At 69.8% G+C, this 22,086-nt stretch carries 21 protein-coding genes; 19 read left to right on the forward strand and 2 right to left on the reverse strand.

What is annotated here, in order from left to right:
* Window positions 1-7 precede the first annotated feature (7 nt).
* The 3 genes from fumC to ACWJI7_RS05040 all read left to right on the forward strand — a co-directional run bounded on the left by fumC (window position 8) and on the right by ACWJI7_RS05040 (window position 2,853).
* Window positions 8-1,438, forward strand: coding sequence for a class II fumarate hydratase (gene fumC, locus ACWJI7_RS05030; RefSeq protein WP_479935855.1), 1,431 nt, complete (start codon window positions 8-10; stop codon window positions 1,436-1,438).
* A gap of 78 nt (window positions 1,439-1,516) precedes the next feature.
* Window positions 1,517-2,011: a hypothetical protein gene (locus tag ACWJI7_RS05035; RefSeq protein ID WP_479935856.1), complete on the forward strand. Its 495-nt coding sequence runs from the start codon at window positions 1,517-1,519 to the stop codon at window positions 2,009-2,011.
* The gene (locus ACWJI7_RS05040; protein WP_479935857.1) at window positions 2,008-2,853 is read left to right on the forward strand and encodes a hypothetical protein; all 846 of its coding nucleotides are present in this window, start codon (window positions 2,008-2,010) and stop codon (window positions 2,851-2,853) included. Before ACWJI7_RS05035 ends, ACWJI7_RS05040 begins: the two co-directional genes overlap by 4 nt.
* A gap of 30 nt (window positions 2,854-2,883) precedes the next feature.
* Here the strand turns inward: ACWJI7_RS05040 and ACWJI7_RS05045 are convergent, their stop codons facing one another.
* On the reverse strand, window positions 2,884-4,257 hold the full coding sequence (locus ACWJI7_RS05045) for a PhoH family protein (protein ID WP_479935858.1): 1,374 nt from the start codon (window positions 4,255-4,257) through the stop codon (window positions 2,884-2,886).
* 109 nt (window positions 4,258-4,366) lie between these two features.
* Between ACWJI7_RS05045 and ACWJI7_RS05050 the strand changes: the two genes are divergently transcribed.
* The 15 genes from ACWJI7_RS05050 to fba all read left to right on the forward strand — a co-directional run bounded on the left by ACWJI7_RS05050 (window position 4,367) and on the right by fba (window position 17,602).
* Window positions 4,367-5,572, forward strand: a complete 1,206-nt coding sequence (locus ACWJI7_RS05050) for a F420-0:Gamma-glutamyl ligase (protein WP_479935859.1) — start codon at window positions 4,367-4,369, stop codon at window positions 5,570-5,572.
* A gap of 143 nt (window positions 5,573-5,715) precedes the next feature.
* Window positions 5,716-6,762: a hypothetical protein gene (locus tag ACWJI7_RS05055; RefSeq protein ID WP_479935860.1), complete on the forward strand. Its 1,047-nt coding sequence runs from the start codon at window positions 5,716-5,718 to the stop codon at window positions 6,760-6,762.
* Window positions 6,759-7,247: a Holliday junction resolvase RuvX gene (gene ruvX, locus ACWJI7_RS05060; RefSeq protein WP_479935861.1), complete on the forward strand. Its 489-nt coding sequence runs from the start codon at window positions 6,759-6,761 to the stop codon at window positions 7,245-7,247. The genes ACWJI7_RS05055 and ruvX overlap by 4 nt, the downstream gene beginning before the upstream one ends.
* A 19-nt stretch (window positions 7,248-7,266) precedes the next feature.
* Window positions 7,267-7,833: a DUF3727 domain-containing protein gene (locus ACWJI7_RS05065; RefSeq protein ID WP_479935862.1), complete on the forward strand. Its 567-nt coding sequence runs from the start codon at window positions 7,267-7,269 to the stop codon at window positions 7,831-7,833.
* A complete protein-coding gene (locus ACWJI7_RS05070) occupies window positions 7,830-8,345 on the forward strand; it encodes a YqeG family HAD IIIA-type phosphatase (protein WP_479935863.1) in 516 nt (171 codons plus the stop codon). Before ACWJI7_RS05065 ends, ACWJI7_RS05070 begins: the two co-directional genes overlap by 4 nt.
* Complete coding sequence (gene proB, locus ACWJI7_RS05075; protein WP_479935864.1) at window positions 8,342-9,481, forward strand: glutamate 5-kinase; 1,140 nt, start codon at window positions 8,342-8,344, stop codon at window positions 9,479-9,481. The genes ACWJI7_RS05070 and proB overlap by 4 nt, the downstream gene beginning before the upstream one ends.
* A 52-nt stretch (window positions 9,482-9,533) precedes the next feature.
* Window positions 9,534-10,571: a UDP-3-O-(3-hydroxymyristoyl)glucosamine N-acyltransferase gene (lpxD, locus tag ACWJI7_RS05080; RefSeq protein WP_479935865.1), complete on the forward strand. Its 1,038-nt coding sequence runs from the start codon at window positions 9,534-9,536 to the stop codon at window positions 10,569-10,571.
* Window positions 10,572-10,617: 46 nt separating this feature from the next.
* Window positions 10,618-11,691: a 3-isopropylmalate dehydrogenase gene (leuB, locus tag ACWJI7_RS05085; protein WP_479935866.1), complete on the forward strand. Its 1,074-nt coding sequence runs from the start codon at window positions 10,618-10,620 to the stop codon at window positions 11,689-11,691.
* 82 nt (window positions 11,692-11,773) lie between these two features.
* Window positions 11,774-12,676: a phosphoribulokinase gene (locus ACWJI7_RS05090; protein WP_479935867.1), complete on the forward strand. Its 903-nt coding sequence runs from the start codon at window positions 11,774-11,776 to the stop codon at window positions 12,674-12,676.
* A 47-nt stretch (window positions 12,677-12,723) separates the two neighbouring features.
* Window positions 12,724-13,113, forward strand: coding sequence for a hypothetical protein (locus ACWJI7_RS05095; protein ID WP_479935868.1), 390 nt, complete (start codon window positions 12,724-12,726; stop codon window positions 13,111-13,113).
* Between the two features lie 16 nt (window positions 13,114-13,129).
* Window positions 13,130-13,960 (forward strand): prepilin peptidase, encoded by an 831-nt coding sequence (locus ACWJI7_RS05100; RefSeq protein WP_479935869.1) that lies wholly within the window; start codon window positions 13,130-13,132, stop codon window positions 13,958-13,960.
* Between the two features lie 33 nt (window positions 13,961-13,993).
* Window positions 13,994-14,872: an acetyl-CoA carboxylase, carboxyltransferase subunit beta gene (gene accD / locus ACWJI7_RS05105; protein WP_479935870.1), complete on the forward strand. Its 879-nt coding sequence runs from the start codon at window positions 13,994-13,996 to the stop codon at window positions 14,870-14,872.
* Complete coding sequence (locus tag ACWJI7_RS05110; protein ID WP_479935871.1) at window positions 14,869-15,288, forward strand: hypothetical protein; 420 nt, start codon at window positions 14,869-14,871, stop codon at window positions 15,286-15,288. Before accD ends, ACWJI7_RS05110 begins: the two co-directional genes overlap by 4 nt.
* On the forward strand, window positions 15,285-16,418 hold the full coding sequence (locus ACWJI7_RS05115) for a Gfo/Idh/MocA family protein (RefSeq protein ID WP_479935872.1): 1,134 nt from the start codon (window positions 15,285-15,287) through the stop codon (window positions 16,416-16,418). The genes ACWJI7_RS05110 and ACWJI7_RS05115 overlap by 4 nt, the downstream gene beginning before the upstream one ends.
* Window positions 16,419-16,528: 110 nt before the next feature.
* Complete coding sequence (gene fba / locus ACWJI7_RS05120) at window positions 16,529-17,602, forward strand: class II fructose-bisphosphate aldolase (RefSeq protein WP_479935873.1); 1,074 nt, start codon at window positions 16,529-16,531, stop codon at window positions 17,600-17,602.
* Between the two features lie 130 nt (window positions 17,603-17,732).
* On the opposite strand, the gene ACWJI7_RS05125 is transcribed toward fba, so the two are convergent.
* A complete protein-coding gene (locus tag ACWJI7_RS05125; protein ID WP_479935874.1) occupies window positions 17,733-20,588 on the reverse strand; it encodes a UPF0182 family protein in 2,856 nt (951 codons plus the stop codon).
* Window positions 20,589-20,717: 129 nt separating this feature from the next.
* Here ACWJI7_RS05125 and thrC point away from each other — a divergent pair, with 129 nt between their 5' ends.
* Entirely contained in the window at window positions 20,718-22,019 is a 1,302-nt protein-coding gene (gene thrC, locus ACWJI7_RS05130) for a threonine synthase (protein ID WP_479935875.1), read from the forward strand.
* Window positions 22,020-22,086 lie beyond the last annotated feature (67 nt).

Raw genomic sequence — 22,086 nt, forward strand, 5'->3', positions numbered from 1 at the left:
GGGCGCCATGGACACCCCCACCGGCCCCGGCCGCCGGGAAACCGACAGCCTCGGCACCGTCACCGTGCCTGCCGAGCACTACTGGGGCGCCCAGACCCAGCGCTCCCTTCGCTTCTTTCCCTTCGGTGAGGCGATGCCGAGCCCGATCCTGGGCGCCTTCGGCCAGCTCAAGGCGGCCTGCGCCGAGGTGAACGCGGCCATGGGCCGGCTGGATGCCCAGCGGGCCGGCTGGATCGTCGCCGCCGCGGAGGAGGTGGCCGCGGGGTCCCTGGCGGAGGAGTTCCCCCTCCGGGTCTGGCAGACCGGCTCCGGCACCCAGACGAACATGAATGTCAATGAGGTGATCGCCAACCGGGCGATCGAGGCGGCCGGCGGGGTCCTGGGCAGCAAGGACCCCGTCCACCCCAACGATCACGTCAATCTCAGCCAGTCCAGCAACGACACGTTTCCCACCGCCCTGCACCTGGCGGTGGTGCTCCAGCTCGTGGGGTCGGTGCTGCCGGCCGCGGAGGACCTGCGACAGGCGCTGCAGGAGAAGGCGATCCGCTTCGAGCCGATCGTCAAGATCGGCCGGACCCACCTGCAGGATGCCGTCCCCCTCAGCCTGGGCCAGGAATTCTCGGGCTACGTGGCCCAGCTCAGCCTGGGCATCGAGGCCATCCGGCAGACGCTGCCGCGGCTGCAGGAGCTGGCGATCGGCGGCACCGCCGTCGGCACCGGCCTCAACGCACCCGCAGGCTTCGGCGAGGCGGTAGCCAGCCGGCTGAGCGAGCGGCTCGCTCTCCCTTTCCGCAGCGCCCCCAACAAGTTCCAGGCTCTGGCGGGCCATGAGCCGATCGCCGCCGCCCATGGCGCCCTCACCGTGCTGGCCGGATCCCTGCTGAAGATCGCCAACGACATCCGCTGGCTCGCCAGCGGTCCTCGCTGCGGCCTGGGGGAGCTGACCCTGCCGGAGAACGAACCGGGATCCAGCATCATGCCGGGGAAGGTGAACCCGACCCAGTGCGAAAGCATCACCCAGGTGGCGGTCCAGGTGATGGGGAACAACACGGCCGTGCAGATGGCGGCGAGCCAGGGCAATTTCGAGCTCAACGTCTTCAAGCCCCTGCTGGCCCACAACCTGCTGCAGAGCTGTGAGCTGCTGGCCGGCTCCTGCCGCAGCTTCCGGGCCTACTGCGTCGAGGGTCTGGAGGCCAACGAAGGGCGGATCGAATCCCTGCTCGACCAGAGCCTGATGCTGGTCACCGCGCTCACCCCGATCATCGGCTACGACCGGGCCTGCGCGATCGCCAGCCACGCCCATCGCCACGGGCTCAGTCTGCGGGAGTCCGCCCTGGTGCTCGGGGCGATCAGCGCCGAGGCCTTTGATGCCGCCGTGCGGCCGGGACACATGACGGGACGGGATCAGCCGGGAGATCGTGGCGGCAAGCGGATGTAACTGTTCCGTGACGAAAGGGAGCTCAGGCGAAGGCCGGCTGAGCAAGGTGGAGATCTGTGAGCCGCTGCCTCCGCTGTGATGCCCAATCGTCAGGCGTTCCGCCTCCGAGCCGATCTGCTCGCCGGGGCCGCTCTTCTGCTGCTGGCCGCAGCGGGCTCCGCCCGGGCCGAGGAGGTGCTGTACACCCTCGACACCACCTGCACCATCCGGGGCGGAGCGCCCGTGCCGTGCAGCGTGGAGGCCGTGGATGAGGGCGAAGCGACCCTCTATCGGCATCGGATCGGAACCAGCCTCACCACCATCCGCATCACGGACAGGCCGATCCGGATGTCCCTCTGGGACAACGGCAGCAGGATCTGGGTGTCGTTGAAGCAGGCCGGGGCCCGGTTCTCCACCAACACGGTCTGCTTCAACGGTCTGGACTTCTGCGTGGTGAACCCCAACTACCTCAACAGCGTCGCGGAGGAGAACGCCAACACCGATGACCGTGATCTGGTCCGGGTGCACTTCGGTGATGACGGCCGGATCGACGCCAGTTGCTACGACGACGGCTGCGCCCTGATCCGCCCATGAAGCCACTCAATCGAATCGGCAGTCTGCTGCTGACTGGATGGCTGGCACTTCCCGGGGCGGCCAGCCTGGCCTCAGGCCTTGAGTCGCCGGATCGGAGCGCCCCCGCAGCGGACTCCGCCGGTGCCTGGGTCGCCCGCGGGGGCGGGGGCGGTCGGGGAGGGGGCGGCGGTTCCCGGGCCCGCAGCGGATTCAGAGGCTCCAGCGGTGGCCTCAACCGGGGCGCCAGCAAACCCAGTGGCGGCTGGAGCTCCTCGGTGCGCGGGGGCAATGTCCGTCCCTCGATGGATCGTCCAGGTGGATCCAGTCGATCGACGGCGGTGAACCGAAGCACCAACCGGGACATCGACAGAAACGTGAACCGCTCGGTCAACCGCTCGTTCGATGGCTCCGTCAACCGCAACTGGGATGGTCGTCGCGTCAACATCGACTCGGTGAACGTGAACGCCGGCTGGGCCCGGCCGGGCTGGGGTGTGGCCCGTCCCTGGAACCACGGCTGGTACGGCGGCTGGGCCACCCCCAGCTGGGGTTGGTGGGGGGCCCGGGCGGCGGCCTGGGGAGTGGGAAGCCTGGCGTCGGCGGCGATCATCAACAACGCCGTCAACGACGCCATCAACAACCAGCAGACCTACATCGTGGTGCCGAATTCCACGTACCAGCTCCTCTACGGCAGCGTCCAACCCGCCGGCGACGCCTCGGTGCGTTTCGCCGTCAGCAATGCCGGCAGCACCTACGAGCTCAGCGCCGACTGCAACGCCGGCCTGATCGATGGTCAGCAGCCGGGCAGTGCCGCCGAGGCGGAGTTGCTCAACGCCGCCTGCCAGGTCGCCTATGGATCCGTCTGATCCCGGTCCCTGAACACGGTGGTCGCCCGCTCAGAGCAAGTTGGCGGCCAGTTCGGCCAGGGGTGATCGCTCCCCTTTCTGCAAGGTGACGTGGCCGGCCAGTCCCTGCCCCTTGAAGCGCTCCACAAGCCAGGTGAGGCCGTTGCTGTCGGCGTCGACGTAGGGATTGTCGATCTGGTAAGGATCACCGGTGAACACGATCTTGGTGCCCTCTCCCACCCGGGTCACGATCGTCTTCACCTCATGGGGCGTGAGGTTCTGGGCCTCGTCCACCACCATGAACTGACGGGGAATCGAGCGGCCGCGGATGTAAGTGATCGCCTCCACCTCCAGCAGACCCATGCCCTTGAGATCCGACCAGTGGCTGCGGGGCGACCGGCCCGATCGCCCGGTGCCGTGGCCAGGGTCCTCGACCCCCAGCAGATACTCCAGATTGTCGATGATCGGCTGCATCCAGGGGCCCATCTTCTCCTGCAGATCCCCCGGCAGAAAGCCGAGGTCCTTGCCCAGGGGGATCACCGGCCGGGTCACCAGCAGCCGGTCATAAAGATGGGCATCCGCCACCTGATGCAGTCCGGCGGCCAGGGCCAGCAGGGTCTTGCCGGTGCCCGCCTTGCCCACGAGGGTCACCAGTTCGATCGCTGGATCCAGCAGCAGATCGAGCGCGAAGGTCTGCTCACGGTTGCGGGGCGCTACCCGGCCCAGCTTGAGGCGACCCACCGTCTGCAGGGTCAGCAGGCTGCCGCCGGCGCTGTCCACCCGGGCGAGCAGGGTGTGGGAGGGCCGCACGTCATCCACCAGGGTGACCCCCTCATTGGCCAGCAGCAGCGGCTGGCCCGGGCCCCCATCGGCAAGATCCAGCCTCCCGTCCCGATGGAGACCCTTGATCAGGGACGCCGGCACCCTCCACTCGCTCACCCCGGGGTAGAGATCGGCGATCGCCACCTTGTCGGTGGTGTAGTCCTGGGCAATCAACCCCACCGCATCCGCCTTGATGCGCAGGTTTGTGTCCTTGGTGACCAGCACCACCGGGGGGTGACTGCCCATCACGTCCTGCAGACGCTGCTCGAGGGCCACTGCCAGGATGTTGTTGTCGCCGTTGCCGACCTTGAGTTCCGGCGGGAGCTGGCTGAGGGTCTCGCTGCGGCAGAACACCACCTTCAGCAGGCCATGGTGGATCGCATCGATCTCCACCCCATCGGCCAGGTTCCCCTTGCGGCGTAGCCCATCGAGCAACCGCGAGGCCTGACGTGCATTGCGCCCCTTCTCGGAGGAATCGCGCTTGAAGCGGTCGATCTCCTCGACCACCTCGATCGGGATCACCACGGTGTTGTCCTCGAACCGGTTGATCGCCAGCGGATCGTGCAGCAGCACGTTCGTGTCGAGCACGAAGGTCTTCTTCATCGCAGCCGGCGCCCGGAGCCTGGCTCGAACTTAGGGGGCCGACAACGGCGAGCCGGGCCAGACCGCCAGGCGCGACCTACGCTCCCGCTGATTCCGGCGCCGCTGCCCCTTGCCGTCCCTGCCACCGCTCCTGAGCGCCGCCCTGCTGGTGGGCCTGCTGTTCGGCCTCACCCTGCTCTGGCTGGAGCTGCGCCACCGGCTGCGGCCCGCCTCACCCCTGCGCCTGAGTTCCGGACCCTGGACGACGCGCTGGCTCGAGGACGGCGCCGTGGAGCTGAGTGGAACCCTCACGATCGCCAACCCCCACCCCCGGATGGAGGTGATGGTGCCCGAGCTGAACCTGCGCCCCACCCTGCTCGCCCGGGGAGATCTGAGCGGGGTGAGGATCCACACCCAGCTGGCGGCGGACCATCCCGATGAGGAGACCAGGGCGGACCGCTATTGGGCCGCCTACATCGTCAAGGGCCGCAGCAGCACCCGGGCCAGGGCCGTCGTGCGGCTCGAGGCCCGGGCGGCGGCGGACGCTCCACCCCCCGCCCTCGAGGCCCTGCTCGACACCCTCTGGCTCGAGATCCTCTGGATCAACTACGGCCCGTTCGGCCGGCTGGAGCGCCGCGATGGGGTGCTGATCCCGCTGCGCCGCCCGCAACCGGTGGATCCTGCCACCGCCCGCTGGCGGGAAGGGGACGGCTGCCGGGTGCTGCCGGTGCCCACCCATCTGCTCGGTGTGCTCGACGATCCCTCCGCGGTGCTGAGCCACTACGCCGGAGCGGTGCTGCAGCCCGGCGACATCCTCACGATCGGCGAGACCCCGCTGGCGGTGATCCAGGGGCGCTACCACCATCCGGCCACGGTGGAGCCGTCCGCCCTGGCGCGTCTCCTCTGCCGGGCATTCCATCCCACCAGCAGCCTCGCCACGGCCTGCGGTCTGCAGAGCCTGATCGACATCTCCGGCCCGGCCCGGGTGCTGTGTGCCTGGCTCGCCGGCACCCTGCTCAAGCTGGTGGGCCTCCCTGGGGGCTTCTACCGCTTCGCCGGGGATCAGGCCCGACTGATCGATGACATCACCGGCACCACGCCCCCCTACGACCAGACGATCGTGCTCGGACCGGAGCAGCCGGCCCGCGCCTGCCGTGAGCTGGCCTCCAGCCTGGGGGTTCCGGTGGCGGTGGTGGACGTGAACGACCTGGGCCGGGTCAAGGTGCTGGCCTCCAGCCCCGGCTGCGATGAGGAACTGCTGCAGCGGGCCCTGCGGCCCAACCCGGCCGGCAACGCCAACGAACGCACCCCCCTGGTGCTGGTGCGGCCCGCCTGAGGGGAACCCGGCCGTCCGGCCTCTCCCCGATACAGTTGTTCAACAGCGGTCTGGCCGTGCGTCACCCCACTCCAACCCGCCCTCCGGGAGGTGACCCACTCACCGCGCCCGAACAGATGAGGGTCGCTCCGCTTCAGGGATGGATGCTGCCCCTGCTTCAGGACCCCTCGGTGCTGGATCTCCATCCCCTGTTGCAGAAGGCCCTGCTGCTGCAGGGACCCGAACGGCTGCTGAGCTCCCTGGTGCAACGTCCGCCCCTGGCCCCCGAAGTGCTGGTGGCGTTCCGCAGCCCCGATCGGCTCCTGGGGCTCTGCCTGCTGCGCCGGCTGAACCGCAGCGGCAGCTGCTGGGGGGTGGATCAACTGAGAATCTGCCCCCGCAGCCTGGCCGCGCCCGGTTCACCCTCCGCCCGGGACGTGGAGGGAGCCCTGCTGCGGGAAGCCCTGCAGGGTGGTCGGGGGGCCTCCAGCTGGATCGCCACCGCTCCCGCCGACGGCCAGGACCGGTTGGCGCTGTTGCGGGAACAGGGCTTTCAACCCTTGCTGCACCAGACCATCTGGACCTGGCAGCCCCCACCACCGCAGGCCGGCGCGAGCCCCCAGACGAACGAGGCCGCCCCGCCCGAAGACCTGCAGCAACGGCCGCTGAATCGCCGCAGCGCGGCCCTGCTCTGGCATCTGGAGCAGGCCGCCTGCCCCGCCCAGTTGCGCCAGCTGCTGGATCGCCGCGTCGACGACGTGCTCGACCAGGGGGAGGGCTCCGGGGTGCTCTGGGTGGACACCAGTCGCCAGCAGGCGGTGGTGGCCGTCCGCCGCCTTCGCCCGATCGGCCGCGGCCCCTGCGAGCTCGAGGTGACGCTCCATCCCGGCTGGTCCCATCTCCATGGGGCCGCCCTGGGGGCCCTGATCCACCGGCAGGCGGGACAGCACCCCGTCCGGTTGCGCAGTGATCAGGGGGATGGCGCCCGCAGCCGCTGGCTGGCCGATCTCGGGGCCGTGGCCCGGGGGGAGGAGCTGCTGATGGCCCGCAGCGTCTGGAAGCGGCAGGGCCCGCCGCTGCGGTCGGCGGTCCGCTGGCGGCTCGACACCGTGCTCGAGAGCCTCAAGCCCCGGCGCCGGCCCGTTCCCACCCCCCTCCAGCGCAGCGGCAGCGCCCACCACAGCTCGCCGGTGGGCGGCGGTGGCCGTTGAGTCGCCCGCTGCCTCCGCCTCCCCGCTCGGTGCTCGCCCTGGATGTGGGACATCGCCGCATTGGCCTGGCGGGATGTGACCCCCTGGGCCTCACGGTCACGCCCCTGCCGGCCCTGCGCCGCGGCCGCTTCGGGGAGGATCTCGATCACCTGCGCAACCTGGGGCGTCAGCGCCGGATCGAGGCGCTGGTGGTGGGGCTTCCCCTGGACGCGGCCGGCCAGGAGACCCCCCAGGTGGTTCACTGCCGCCGCTATGGCCTGCGGCTGGCCGCCGCCCTGGCCCTGCCGCTCGCCTGGGTGGATGAGCACGCCAGCAGCTGGGAGGCGGGCGAGCGCTTCGCTCTGCATGGCGATCGCAGCGGCCGGCTCGATAGTGCCGCGGCTGCGCTGCTGCTGCACCAGTGGCTCCGGGAGGGGCCGACACCCGGTCCGGTCTCCCCGGCGACCCCACCCCCGGGCCTGCCGGCCGACGCTGCGACATTCTGAACGCATTCGCATTGCCTCCATGAGCGCCGAAGGACCATCGATCACCGGATCGGGTGACGTGCCCACGGTGCTCGTCCGCGATGGCCGCGGACGCCAGCTGCTCTGTTTTCTCGAGCAGCTGATCCCCCTCGACGGGCACGATTACGCCCTGCTCACCCCGGTGGACACTCCGGTGTGCCTGGTGCGCATCGGTGACGGAGAGAGCCTCGAGGATGAGGTGATCGAGGAGCTCAACGCCGCCGAGGCCATTCTCACCGTGGCGGACGTGGTGCTGCAGGAGCACGACCTGACCCTGGTGCGCTCGGCCGTCACCCTGACGGTGAGCGGCGAACTCGATGAGCCTGACCCCGACGAACTCGATGAGGAGCTGGAGGACGAGGACGCCGACGAGGAGACCGATCTCTATGAAATGTTGATCCAGTTCCGGGCCGACGGCCAGGAGTACGGCCTCTACATCCCCCTCGATCCATTCTTCGTGGTGGCCCGCATGGAGAGCAGCGAGGCGGTCCTGGTGGAGGGGGAGGAGTTCGAGCGGGTGCAGCCCCGCATCGAGGCCGAGCTTGAGGACCGGGAGAGCGCCGGGTGAAGGTTCAGCGCCTGCTGCGCCCGGACTGGGTGCCGGGCACCACCCTGGTGGGATTGCCGCTAGAGCGCCTGCTGCAGCAGGGAATCGGCGCCCTCGTCCTGGATGTGGACCGCACCATCCTGCCCCGACGGACGGCCGAGCTACCCCCCTCGGTGGAGAACTGGCTGCTGGCGGCCCGGCGGGAGCTGCGGCTGCATCTGTTCAGCAACAATCCCTCCCGGCAGCGGATCGGGGCCGTGGCCGATCGGCTCGCGCTGCCCTACACCACATCAGCCGGCAAACCGCGGCGCAGGGCCCTGCGAAAAGTGCTGGCCGAGCTGGGACTCTCGCCTTCCCAGGTGGGGCTGGTGGGCGATCGGGTCTTCACTGACGTGCTGGCCGGGAACCGTCTGGGCCTGTTCACCGTGCTGGTCAAACCGGTGGATCCCCTCGGCCAGCCCTGCCGGCGGGACCGACTGCAGCGGCTGGAGGTGGGTCTGGCGCGGCTGGTGGGGACCAACCTGGCCCGATGATCCGGCGCGTCATCAAGGTCGGCACGAGCCTGCTGCGGGGATCCCCGGGCCGTGGCACCGAGGCGGTGATCGCCGATCTGGCCGCCAGCCTCAGCCGGCGGCGGCAGGGAGGTGAGGCGATCGCCCTGGTCACCAGCGGGGCCGTCGGGCTGGGCTGCCAGGCCCTGGGCCTGGTGGATCGCCCCGGCGAGGTGGTGGCCCTGCAGGCCTCCGCCGCGGTGGGCCAGGGACGGCTGATGCGGCTCTACGAAACCGCCTTCGCCCGCCATGGCACCACGGTGGCCCAGGTGCTGCTCACCCGCGGCGACCTGGCCTCCCGCCGGCGCTACCAGAACGCCTGCCGCACCCTCGAGCAGCTGCTGGGCTGGGGGGTGGTGCCGGTGGTCAACGAGAACGACACCCTCGCCACCGACGAACTCCGCTTCGGTGACAACGACACGCTCTCCGCCCTGGTGGCCGTGGCGGTGGGGGCCGACGAGCTGGTGCTGCTCACCGACGTGGACCGGCTGTACTCCGGCGACCCCCGCAGCGATGCCAGCGCCGAGCCGATCGAGGAAGTGCGGGACCTGGCGGAGCTGGCCCGGCTCAGCGGGGTGGCCAGCGGCGGGGGTCGCTGGGGAACCGGTGGCATGACCACCAAGCTCACCGCCGCGCGCATCGCCACCTCCAGTGGCGTGCGGGTCCGGCTGGCCGACGGCCGCGATCCCGCCGTGCTCGAGGCCCTGCTGGCGGGCGGGCGCGTCGGGACCGTCTTCCAGCCCAGCATCACCCCCCTGCCCGACCGCAAGGGCTGGCTGGCCCATGCCCTGGTCCCCCGCGGAGATCTGGTGATCGATGCCGGAGCGGAGCGGGCCCTGGTGGAACGGGGCGCGTCGCTGCTGGCGGTGGGCATCCGCTCGGTCCGCGGCAGTTTCGCCAGCCGTGATGCCGTGCGACTGGTGAGCCGGGACGGCCGGGAGATCGCCCGCGGGCTCTGTGCCCTCAACAGCACCGAAGTGGAGCGGGTCCGGGGGCTGAGCAGCGAGGCGGCCCAGCTGGCCCTCGGGAGGCCAGTGCCCGACGCGGTGGTCCACCGCGACCAGCTGGTGCTCACCACCGGCGCCGCACCCCCGGCCGCCAACCCCCCGCTCGGCTGAGCCCGCAACCCCGCAGCCGCCCTACGATCCGGCCGCGGACACGGGTTGCCCCATGCGCTTCAGCACGTTGCTCACCCACCTGAGCGAGGTGAGCGAGGCCAGCCCGTGCGAGATCGCCTCCGACCCTGAGCTCAGCGGCGCGGCGGCTGTCCACCAGGCCGCCCGCGGTCAGCTGGCCTTCCTGGAGCCGGGCCACAACCTGGCCGCCAGCCTGGCCTCCTGCGGCGCCTCCGCCCTGCTGCTGCCCAACGACCAGCCCCTCCAGGAGCTCGCCACGGCTGCGGGGATCGCCTGGGTGGGTCTGGCGAACCCGCGGCTGGGCTTCGCCGAAGCCCTGGAGGCACTCCATCCCCGTCCCCCCATCCTTCCGGGAATCCATCCCAGCGCCCTGGTGGATCCCTCCGCCCGGCTTGGCGGTGAGCTCCACATCGGCCCCCACGTGGTGGTGGGGGCTGGCTGCGTCATCGGCGCCGGCTGCACCCTGCACGCCGGGGTCGTGCTCTACGGGGACGTGCAGCTGGAGGAGGGTTGCGAAATCCATGCCAACGCCGTGCTCCATCCCGGCAGCCGCCTGGCGCGGCAGTGCGTGGTGCACTCGAACGCGGTGATCGGTTCGGAGGGATTCGGCTTCGTGCCCACCTCCAGCGGCTGGCGCAAGATGCCCCAGACGGGGCTGGTGGTGCTCGAGGAGGCCGTTGAGGTGGGCTGCGGCACCACCATCGATCGTCCCTCGGTGGGGGAGACCCGCATCGGGGCCGGCACCAAGATCGACAACCTGGTCCAGATCGGCCACGGAGTGGTCACCGGCCGCGGTTGCGCCCTGGCCGCCCAGGTGGGCATCGCCGGCGGAGCCCGGCTCGGTGACCGGGTGATCCTGGCGGGGCAGGTGGGGGTGGCGAACCGCGCCACGATCGGCGATGGGGCGATCGCCTCCTCCAAGTCCGGAATCCATGGCGAGGTGGCCGCCGGGGAGGTGGTGAGCGGCTATCCGGCCATCCCCAACCGGCTCTGGCTGCGCTGCTCGGCGGCCTTCAGCAAGCTGCCCGAGATGGCCCGTGCCCTGCGCCAGCTCAAGGGGCGGGCCGGATGAGCCGGTAACCTCGCCGCTTCCACCGCCGCCAGCGGCCAGCGACGCGATGATCAGTCACCGGATCACCCTCCTCCCCGGCGATGGCATCGGTCCGGAGATCACAGCCGTGGCCCGGCGGCTGCTCGATGCGGTGGCGGCACGTCATCACATCGAGCTCAGCTACGACGAGCGGCCGATCGGGGCGGCCGCCCTCTCCAGCAGCGACGTTCCCCTGCCCGAGAGCACGCTGGAGGCCTGCCGGGCCAGCGACGCAGTGCTGCTGGCGGCAATCGGCGACCCCAGCTGCGACGGCCTGCCGCGCCGGCAGCGGCCCGAAAGTGGTCTGCTGGCGCTGCGAGCCGGCCTGGGACTGTTCGCCAACCTGCGGCCCGTGCGCATCATTCCGGCCCTGATCGACGCCAGCAGCCTCAAGGCGGAGGTGATCGAGGGGGTGGACCTGCTCGTGGTGCGCGAGCTGACCGGGGGGATCTACTTCGGCAGCCCCAAGGGCCGTGTCGAGGCCGACGGGCAGGTGCGGGCCTTCAACACCATGACGTACTCCGACGGGGAGATCGACCGCATCGCCCGGGTGGCCTTCCGGCTCGCCCAGCAGCGCTCAGGCAGGCTCTGCTCGGTTGACAAGGCCAATGTGCTGGATGTGAGCCAGCTCTGGCGCGAGCGGGTGGAGACCATCGCCGGCGAGTTTCCGGCTGTGGCCCTCAGCCACCTCTACGTCGACAACGCCGCCATGCAGCTGGTGCGGGCACCGCGCCAGTTCGACGTGCTGCTGACCGGCAACCTGTTCGGAGACATCCTCAGTGACGAGGCCGCCATGCTCACCGGCTCGATCGGCATGCTGCCCTCGGCCTCGATCGGCGCCAGCGGTCCCGGGCTGTTCGAGCCGGTGCATGGCTCCGCGCCCGATCTGGCTGGCCAGGACAGGGCCAACCCCATGGCGATGGTGCTCAGCGCCGCCATGATGCTGCGGGTGGGTCTGGGCCAGGAGGCGCCCGCCGCCGACCTGGAGGCGGCGGTGGACCGGGTGCTCACGGGCGGCATCCGGACCGGCGATCTGATGGCCGAAGGCTGCACCCTGGTGGGCTGCCGGGCCATGGGGGACGCGCTGCTGGAGGCCCTCTGAGCGCGCCTCTCCCGTGGGTCGAGCCACGGAGCCGGGCCGGTGACCTGCCAAACTCACGTTCGCCTCTCCCCCCCCTGCGCCGATGTCCAAGCGTCACCCGGTTGTGGCTGTCACAGGTTCCTCCGGCGCTGGGACCAGCACGGTGAAGCGTGCCTTCGAGCACATCTTCGACCGTGAGGGCATCGTGCCCGCCGTTGTGGAGGGGGACAGCTTCCACCGCTACGAGCGCGGCCCGATGAAGCAGCAGATGGCCCAGGCCCAAGCGGCCGGTGTCAATTTTTCCCACTTCGGCCCGGAAGCCAACCTGTTCGACAAGCTGGCGGATCAGTTCCGCGACTACGGCGCATCCGGCGGAGGTCAGAAGCGCTACTACCTGCACAGCGTGGAGGAGGCCGCGGAACACAACCAGCGGCTCGGTACGTCCCTGGAGCCCGGCCAGTTCACCCCCTGGGAGCCGATCCCGGAGAACACCGACCTGCTGTTCTACGAAGGTCTGCACGGGGGGGTGGTCGGAGAGGGCTACGACGTGGCCAGCCTGGTGGATCTGCTGATCGGAGTGGTGCCGATCGCCAACCTGGAGTGGATCCAGAAGATCAGCCGCGACAACGCCGAGCGCGGCTACTCGGCCGAAACGATCGTCGACACGATCCTGCGCCGCATGCCCGACTACATCAACCACATCTGCCCGCAGTTCAGCCGCACGGACATCAACTTCCAACGGGTCCCCACGGTGGACACCTCCAACCCGTTCATCTGTCGCAACATCCCCAGCCCGGACGAAAGTTTCGTGATCATCCATTTCCGCAAGGGAGCCCGGGAGAAGTGGGGGATCGACTTCTCCTACCTGCTGCGGATGATCCACGATTCCTTCATGTCCAGCCCCACCAGCATCGTGGTGAACGGCGGCAAGATGGGATTCGCCATGGAGCTGATCCTCACTCCGATCATCCACCGGATGATCGAGGAGAAAAAGACCCTCGCCTGACGTGATCGCCTGACGACCGATTAAGCTGCGTCGACCGATCGGATCTGGTGAGGACGATTTCCTTCGCCACACCTCCATCTTCCGAGCCGCTCAGGTCCGATCTCAGGACCTCTGGCGCTCGGAACACGCCGGGTCGCTCGACCCCTTCGTTCGAGATCCGCGGCGGGGGCCGGGAGGCCGCCGCAACCATCCGCTGGGATCAGATCAACAGCGCCGCCGTGCTGAAGCAGGCCCGACGGGTGTATTTCCACTACGTGGAGCAGTGTCCGGCCGGAAGCGACCCCCTCGGGATCGTGCTCACCCCGGCCTCCCGCCAGGGGAGAGTGGTGTTCGAGGCGCCGGTGCTCCTGCCCGAGGAGCAGTTCGTGCCGATCGATCTGATCCGCGGCCGGGGGGGTGGCCGGCCCCGCTCCGGCCGCGGCTCCCTCCGAGCCTGAGCGCCCGAGCCCGCCCATGCCCGGCCTGCCCGTTGCCGCCGCACCGCTCGCCCTGGTGGCCTCCCTCCTGGGTGCCTGCGTCGGCAGTTTTCTGAACGTGGTGGCCTGGCGGCTTCCCCGGCGGGAGTCGGTGGTCTGGCCGGGGAGCCACTGCCCCCGCTGCGGCGTTCAGCTGGCCTGGCACCAGAACCTCCCGGTTCTGGGCTGGCTGCGGCTGCGGGGCCGCTGTGGATGTTGCCACCGGCCGATCCCGGCCCGTTACCCCCTGGTGGAGCTCCTCTGTGCCGGCCTCTGGGCGGCAATGGTGGTGGCCCGGCCCAGCGCCCTGGCGGACGCCCCCACCTGGCTGCTGCTGCCGGCGGGCTGGCTGCTGGCCAGCTGGCTGATCCCACTCGTGCTGATCGACTGCGACCATCTCTGGCTGCCGGAGCCGCTCTGCCGATGGGGTCTGCTGCTGGGTCTGGCGGTCACGGCCGCAGCGGGCCTGAGCCAGTCGCCGGTCCTGCTGCGTTCCCTGTTGCTGAACCATCTGCTCGCCGCAAGCCTGGGTCTGCTGGCCTTCGAAAGCCTCAGCACCCTGGCCGAACGGGTGATGGGTCGCCCAGCCCTGGGGCTGGGCGACGCCAAGCTCACGGCCCTGCTGGGGGCCTGGCTGGGGCTGGTCGGCATGGGGCTGGCCGTGGCGCTGGCGGTGCTCGGCGGTGCGCTTCTCGGCATGCTGGGACGACTGAGCGGCCGGCTGGGTCCATCGCAGCCGTTCCCCTTTGGTCCGTTCCTGGCTGCGGGAGGCCTTGCGGTCTGGGTGCTGGGCGAGGCCTGGTGGATGGGACGGCTGGGCCTCCTTTAATGGACCCCACGCTCCGACCGACCCCCCACAGCCGTGTCCCTGTTCGACTGGTTCGCCGATCGCCGCAAGACCACCCCCGTGGTCCGCGCCCCCCAGGAGCTCGACGATGGCGATGGATTGTGGAGCAAATGCCCCGAGTGCGGCCTGGTCGTCTATCGCAAGGACCTGATCGCCAACGCGAGCGTCTGCAGTGGCTGCGGCCACCATCTCCGCATCGACAGCGAGGAACGGCTGCGCCTGCTCGCCGATGAGGGCAGCGTCGAGTGGCTGGACAGCGAGATCGCCCCGACCGATCCGCTGGCCTTCAAGGATCGCCGCAGTTATGCCGATCGCCTGCGGGACTCCCAGCAGGCCACCGGCCTGCGGGATGCGGTTCTCACCGCCCTCTGCCGGCTGGAGGATATGCCCCTGGCCCTGGGGGTGATGGATTTCCGCTTCATGGGCGGATCGATGGGGTCGGTGGTTGGGGAGAAGCTCACCCGGCTCACCGAGGAGGCCACGGCCCGGGGGTTGCCGCTGCTGATCGTCTGCGCCTCCGGTGGCGCCCGCATGCAGGAGGGGATGCTCAGCCTGATGCAGATGGCCAAGATCGCCGGGGCCCTCGAGCGCCATCGCCAGGCCGAGCTGCTCTACATCCCCCTGCTCACGCACCCCACCACCGGCGGTGTCACGGCCAGCTTCGCGATGCTGGGGGACCTGATCCTCGCCGAGCCGAAAGCCCTGATCGGCTTCGCCGGCCGTCGGGTGATCGAGCAGACCCTGCGGGAGAAGCTGCCCGAGGGCTTCCAGACGGCGGAGTACCTGCAGGAGCATGGCTTTGTCGATCACATCGTGCCCCGCCCCCGGCTGCGGGGCACCATGGCCAGTCTGCTGCGCCTGCATGGCTGCGCCGCCCCCCGGGTGGCGGCATGAGGGTCCCAGCAGCCGGTCGGTGGTGGCGGGCGGTTCTGCTGGGGGCCGTGCTGGCTCTGCTCACGATCGGACCCGGGGCCGGCTGGGCCGGACCGGTGGACTGGCAGGAGGTCCCCCCCGAGGCCGCGGGACGCCAGTGGTGGGACCAGGGCAGCCTGCGTCTCAGTCGGGGCGGACAGCTCTCGGTGCTGACCCGGTTCCAGCCGGCAGCGCCCGAAGACTCCGATGCCCGGCCTCCCGCCGGGCAGCTCTACGTGATGGAGCTCGACTGCGGCCTGAACCTCTACCGCGACATCTCCGTCAACGGACTGCCCCGCTTCGGTGCCGACTGGCAACCGGCGGGGGGAGACCGGCTGATCAGCGCCGTGGTCCAGGAGGCCTGCCGTGCCGCCGCCCCCCTGCTCGCCTCCCGTTGACTCCCCCCCCGCCCCCCCCGCTTCGTGTCGCCGTGGCCGGCCTCGGCTTCGGGGAATCCGTCCATCTGCCCGCCCTGCGCGCCTGCCCCGGCACCGAGCCCGTGGCCCTCTGGCACCCGCGCGCGGAGCGGCTGGAGGCCGCCTGCCGCCGTGCTGACCTGCCCGGCCACACCGCATTCGAGGCCCTCCTGGCCGATCCGGCCGTGGAGGCGGTGGTGATCGCCACCCCGCCGGAACCGCGCTTCGCCCTGGCCCGCACTGCCCTCGAGGCCGGCAAGCACCTGATGCTGGAGAAACCGGTCTGCCTGGAGGCCGAGCAGGTGCAGGAGCTGCGACGGCTGGCCCTCTCCCGCCGGCTCAGCGTGGCAGTGGATTTTGAATACCGGGCTGTTCCCCAGTTCCAGCAGCTGGCCGCCCTGCTGCGCCAGGGCGTTCTCGGCACCCCCTGGCTGGTCCGCTACGACTGGCTGATGAGCAGCCGCGCCGACCCCGGCCGTCCCTGGAGCTGGGCCTCCAGCCGCGCCCAGGGGGGTGGCGTGCTCGGTTCGCTCGGCACCCACGCCTTCGACACCCTGGAGTGGTTGATCGGTCCGGTGCGCCAGATCGAGGCCACCCTATCCACCGCGATCCGTGAACGCCCCCTCAGCACCGGCAAGGCGGGCCTGCCCGGGAGATCCACGGCGGTGGTGGATGCCGACGACATTGCCCTGCTGCAGATGGAGCTGGAAGGCCCTGGCGGAGGGAGCGTGCCGGCCCAGCTGTCGCTGGCGTCGGTCACCCGGGGGGGGCGGGGCTGCTGGCTGGAGCTCTACGGCAGTGAGGCCAGCTTGATCCTCGGCAGTGACAACCAGGCTGACTACGTCCATGGCTTTCAACTCAGCCTCTGCCGCCCCGGGGAACCGGTGCGACCGCTGCCCCCCGATCCGGGGCTCGCCTTCGGGCGCACCTGGGCCGATGGCCGCATCGCGCCGGTGGCCCGCCTGCATGGCTGGTGGAGCGAGAGCGTGCGGGAGGGGCAGCCGATGCTGCCGGGTCTGGCCGAAGGCCATCGCAGCCAGCTCTGCCATGGACGGGCCCTGGCGGCGGCGGCGGCGGGGGTGCGCCGGGCCATCGGTCAAGGCGACGACTGACGGATCGCCTAGAATCCCCCCAGCCCGAGTCAGGGTCTCCAACGCCGGTGACCCGACCCCCAGGTCAGCCCGACGTTCCCACTTTTCTTCCACCCGCTGAGCTTTTCCCCATGGCCCTCGTTCCGCTTCGGCTGCTCCTCGACCATGCCGCTGAGAACGGCTATGGCATTCCAGCTTTCAATGTCAACAACCTGGAGCAGGTCCAGTCGATCATGGAGGCGGCCCAGGAAACCGACAGCCCGGTGATCCTCCAGGCCTCCCGCGGCGCCCGTCAGTACGCCGGCGAGAATTTCCTGCGCCATCTGATCATCGCCGCCACCGAGACCTACCCGGACATCCCGATCGTGATGCACCAGGATCACGGCAACAGTCCGGCCACCTGTTTCGGGGCGATCACCAACGGCTTCACCTCGGTGATGATGGATGGCTCCCTGGAGGCCGACGCCAAGACCCCCGCCAGCTACGACTACAACGTGGAGGTCACCAAGGAGGTGGTGGATGTGGCCCACGCCGTGGGCGTGAGTGTGGAAGGTGAGCTGGGTTGCCTGGGGTCACTGGAGACCGGCAAGGGTGAAGCCGAGGACGGCCATGGTTTCGACGGGGCCCTCTCCCGCGACCAACTGCTCACCGATCCGGCCGAAGCAGCGGATTTCGTCGCCAAAACCCGGGTGGATGCCCTGGCCATCGCCATCGGCACCAGCCACGGCGCCTACAAGTTCACCCGCAAGCCCACCGGTGAGGTGCTGGCCATCTCCCGAATCGCCGAGATCCACAAGGCCATCCCCAACACCCACCTGGTGATGCACGGCTCCAGTTCCGTTCCGCAGGAATGGCTGGACATGATCAACCAGTTCGGTGGAGCCATCCCCGAAACCTACGGAGTACCGGTGGAGGAGATCCAGAACGGCATCAAGCACGGGGTGCGCAAGGTGAACATCGACACCGACAACCGCCTGGCCTTCACGGCCGCCGTGCGTGAGGCCGCCTTCAAGGATCCGGCCAACTTCGACCCCCGCCACTTCAACAAGCCCGCCAGGGCCTACATGAAGAAGGTGTGCCTCGATCGTTACCAGCAATTCTGGTGCGCCGGTCAGGCCAGCAAGATCAAGCAGCAGAACATCAACTACTACGCCGCCCTCTACGCCAAGGGTGCGCTGGACCCCAAGACGGCCGTCGCCGCCTGAAGCGGCGGGGCCGCTGGTCCCGGCTGACCCGATCCATCGGGTCCACTCCCCCAGGGGCCTTCGGGCCCCTTTTTTGTGGGGCGAGGCCGTTCTCCGGCTGATCCAGCAGTCGAGCCCGGGGTCCTTCCGCTCAGGAGGGATCCTCCCCTGGGGCGGCCAGGGCCTCGGTGGCCGGCGCCGAGCGACGCGGGTCGAGCAGGGCCTCGATCGCCTCCGCCAGGGTGGACTCCATGGCGATGCGGGTACCGTCGCTCACCACCACCCGGGTCAGGGTGGGCAGTCCACCCTGGCGAGCTTTGAGGTACACCGGCTCCACATAGAGCAGGGCCTTGCCCACCGGCATCACCAGTAGATTGCCTTGCACCACCTCGGCCCCGGAGCGGCTCCAGAGCCCGAACTGCTGGCTGATCTTCGGATTCTGGTTGATCAGGGCCGTGATCTGCTCCGGCCCCAGGATCGGCGTCTGACTGGGGAAGCGCAGCACTTCCAGCTTGCCGTAATTGGGGGCGTCGCTCCGGGCCGCCAGCCAGGCCACCAGGTTGGGCCTGGCCAGGGGGGTCAGCGGCTGCAGCAGCAGGAACTCCGGCGCCAGCTCCGGGGCCAGCTGACCGCTGATGTGATAAGGCTCCATGGGAATCAGCTCGGAGCCGTAGATCTCCTTGGGGATCTGCCACACGTCGTCGCCGCTGTAGAACACGGCCGGATCGCTCACGTGGTAGCGGAGCAGCTGGGTGGTCTGCAGCTCGAACTGGGGGATCGGATAGCGAATGTGGGCCTGCAACGCCTTCGGCATCGCCTCGAGGGGCTGGAACAACTCGGGAAACAGCCGCTGCCAGCCGGCGATGAGGGGGTCGTCGGGTTCGGCCACGTAGAGAGCGACGCGGCCCCCATAGGCATCGACCACCGCCTTCACCGAGTTGCGCAGGTAGCGCACATCCCGGCGGTTCGGCACCGGAGCGCTGTAGGGATAGGTGCGGCTGATCGTGAATCCGTCGACGATCCAGAACTGGTTCTGCTCCGGCTGGAAGGGACCGGCATCGTCCCCCAGGCGCACCGTGGCCAGGTAGGGCTCGGCTTCGAAGGTCACGAAGGGCACCAGCCGCCGCACCCGTTCGCGCACCTCCCGCCGGAGCAGCAGACGGGTCTCGGGTGTGAGCGCGCCGCTCACCAGCATCCGCGGCTCGCCGAGATAGACAGCCGCCGCCAGTCGGGCTGCCGAGCTGACCAGGGGAACTCCGGCCCTGCCGCTGTAGTGGGTGTAGAAGTTCTCATCCCCTTCCGGGAAGTTGAATTCCCTGACCTCGGAGGGTGCCAGGGCATAGGGACCCGGCAGGGTGCCGAAGTAGAGGTTGGGCTGGCCCACCGGGATCGCCGCCTTCACCTGGTCACGGCTGATGCCGAGGTCAGGGCTGCCACTGATACGCAGGTTGGCGCCGAGGTCGCTGATGAAGAACTCCGGCAGTCCGTCGGGGGTGCTGGTGTTCACCGGCGTGACCGTGAATCCCTGGCCATGGGTGAACACCAGATGCCGGTTCAACCAGGTGCGCGCCGCGCTCTGCAGCCCGGAGCTGTCCATCTCCCGGGCCGTGATCACCACCTGCTGCTGCTGGGGGGGGCCGGTGCCGGAGGCGATGGCGTAGCGATCGACCGTGGGCTCCGAGAAGCGGTAAAAGACACGCAGCTGCTGCAGCTGGCGGTTGGTGGCCAGGAGCGGTTGGCTGTCCCACAGCCGGATGTTGCGGATCGTCGCCTGGCTCTGCTCCAGGTCAGCTCGCGTGAGGCGCTCATTCGGATTGACGTTGCGGGTGTTGATGCGATCCAGCTGAAAGGCGGCCCGGGTGGCGGCGATGGAGCGAGCCAGATAGGGGGTTTCCCGCTCCAGTTCCCTCGGGTTCACCACCAGGAGCTGCAGAACCGGGAGCAGCAAAGCCTCCAGCAGGAGCACCAGCAGGAGCACGACTCCGCTGACCAGGAAGGTGCGGCTGCGCCAGCCCCGGCGCGGCAGGGGCAACACCAGCAGTAGGCCCGTCAGCAGTGCCAGCACGGCAGCCGCTGTACGCAGGGGCAGCGAGACGTGCACATCAACCCAGCCCGCTCCCGGCACGCTGCCCTCGGTGCTGAGCAGGAGCTGGTGGCGGCCGAGCCAGAAGCCACCGGCCACCGCCAGGGCGAACAGCCCCCACGGCAGCCGGAGGGCCTGCAGCTGGGCACCGCTGAAGCCCGCGAAGCGGCCCTCGCCGAGCTGGGGCGGTCGCGCGAGCAGTCCCCAGAGCGCGGCGGCCAGGTGGGCACAGCCCAGGCTCAGCAGGAGGGTGAGACCGAACGCCAGGGCAGGAAACCTGGCCAGGGCGAAACTCACATCGGCCCCGAGCATGGGATCGCTCACCCCGGTGTCGGGGGCCAGCAGGGCCAGGCTCCAGAAGCCCCAGCCCCGGGCCAGAGCCACGGCGACGAAGGCGCTGGCCAGGGCGGAGAGGAGCCGGGTTGCGCCCTGCGGCGCCCGCAGTAGGGCCAGCAGCACCGGAACGGCCAGCAGGCCCACGACCGGCCAGGAGAGATCCGCCAGGGCCACCAGACCATGCAGACGGCGCGGGTCGAAGGGATTGAGCAGCAGCCGCTGGGCCAGCAGCAGCAGCAGCAGCAGCGGCAGCACCAGGGCAGCCAGAAGCCCGATCAGTGTCAGCAGATAGGGGAGAGGCTCCAGGGCGAACCGGGGTCGCTCGCCCGGGGCAACCCCAGGCCTGGCCCACAGCCATCCCAGCCAGGCCTGCAGTCCCGCTCCCAGGGTCAGCCCCAGGGTGAATCCCGCCCCCTGCAGCAGCCACCGGCGCACAAAGACATCGCCCCAGCCGAACTGCGAGAACCATTGCCACTCCACCCAGGTCCGGGCCGTCAACAGGAGGGTGATGGAGAGGGTGAACACTGCTGCGCCCCCCAGCAACGGCCAGGAAACGCGCCGCAGGTCCCGCAGCATCGATGGGGTCATCACCAGGGGACCCTAGGCAGGGAGGCCGCCGCGGGCGACCCCCTGCCATAAATCCGACATCAGAAGTCGGCTTTAATTGGGGCCTTTGAACAACGCTGTTAGCCTCCGGGTTCACCGCAGGGGTCCCCCGTGACGGCCACCCTCTCCCGCACAGCTCTCTCAGGCCCCACCTTCACCGGTCTGCGCTGCAAGGAGTGCGGTCACCCCTATGAAGCCGGCGCCCGCCATGTCTGCGAAGACGTCTGCTTCGGGCCCCTGGAGGTCGTGTACGACTACGACGCCATCCGCGCCCGGGTCAGCCGCGCCTCGATCGAGGCCGGACCCACCTCGATCTGGCGCTACCGCGAGTTCCTGCCCATCGCAGGGGATCCCATCGATGTGGGCACCGGCTTCACCCCCCTGCTCAAGGCCAACCGGCTGGCCCGCCGCCTCGGCCTCCAACACCTCTACATCAAGAACGACGGCGTGAACATGCCCACCCTGTCCTTCAAGGACCGGGTGGTGTCGGTGGCCCTCACCCGCGCCCGCGAGCTGGGCTTCTCCACCGTGAGCTGCGCCTCCACGGGCAATCTGGCCAACTCCACCGCCGCCATCGCCGCCCATGCCGGTCTCGAATGCTGCGTGTTCATCCCGAGTGATCTGGAGCTGGGCAAGGTGCTCGGCACCCTGATCTACAACCCCACCCTGATGGCGGTGAAGGGCAACTACGACCAGGTGAACCGCCTCTGCTCCGAGGTGGCCAACACCTACGGCTGGGGCTTCGTGAACATCAACCTGCGCCCCTACTACTCCGAGGGCTCCAAGACCCTCGGCTACGAGGTGATCGAGCAGCTGGGCTGGCAGCTCCCGGATCACATCGTGGCGCCCCTGGCCTCCGGTTCCCTCTTCACCAAGATCCACAAGGGCTTCGAGGAGTTCGTCAAGGTGGGTTTGGTGGACCCGAAACCGGTGCGCTTCAGCGGCGCCCAGGCCGAGGGCTGCTCCCCCATCGCCCAGGCCTTCGCCGAGGGCCGGGATTTCATCACCCCGGTGAAGCCCAACACGATCGCCAAGTCGATCGCCATCGGCAACCCCGCCGACGGCCCCTACGCCATCGACCTCGCCAACCGCACCAAGGGCACGATCGCCGCGGTGAGCGACCTGGAGATTATCGACGGCATCAAGCTGCTGGCCGAAACCGAGGGCGTGTTCACCGAAACCGCCGGCGGCACCACCATCGCAGTGCTCAAGAAGCTGGTGGAGCAGGGCAAGATCGACCCGGGTGAAACCACCGTGGCCTACATCACCGGCAACGGCCTGAAAACCACCGAAGCCGTGGCCTCCTCCGTGGGGGAACCGCTCACGATCGAGCCCCAGCTCGCCAGCTTCAACGCCGCCTGGGAGCGGGCCCAGTCGCTGCACCGCGCCAGCTGGGAGCCGCTGGGGGTCTGAATCAGCCCGCCTTCCGCTCGGCGCTCCGGTGCCATCCTTCCCGCTTCCCTCCGATCTCCGCTCATCC

The sequence above is a fragment of the Cryptocyanus atlanticus LEGE 06306 genome, from assembly GCF_056633155.1.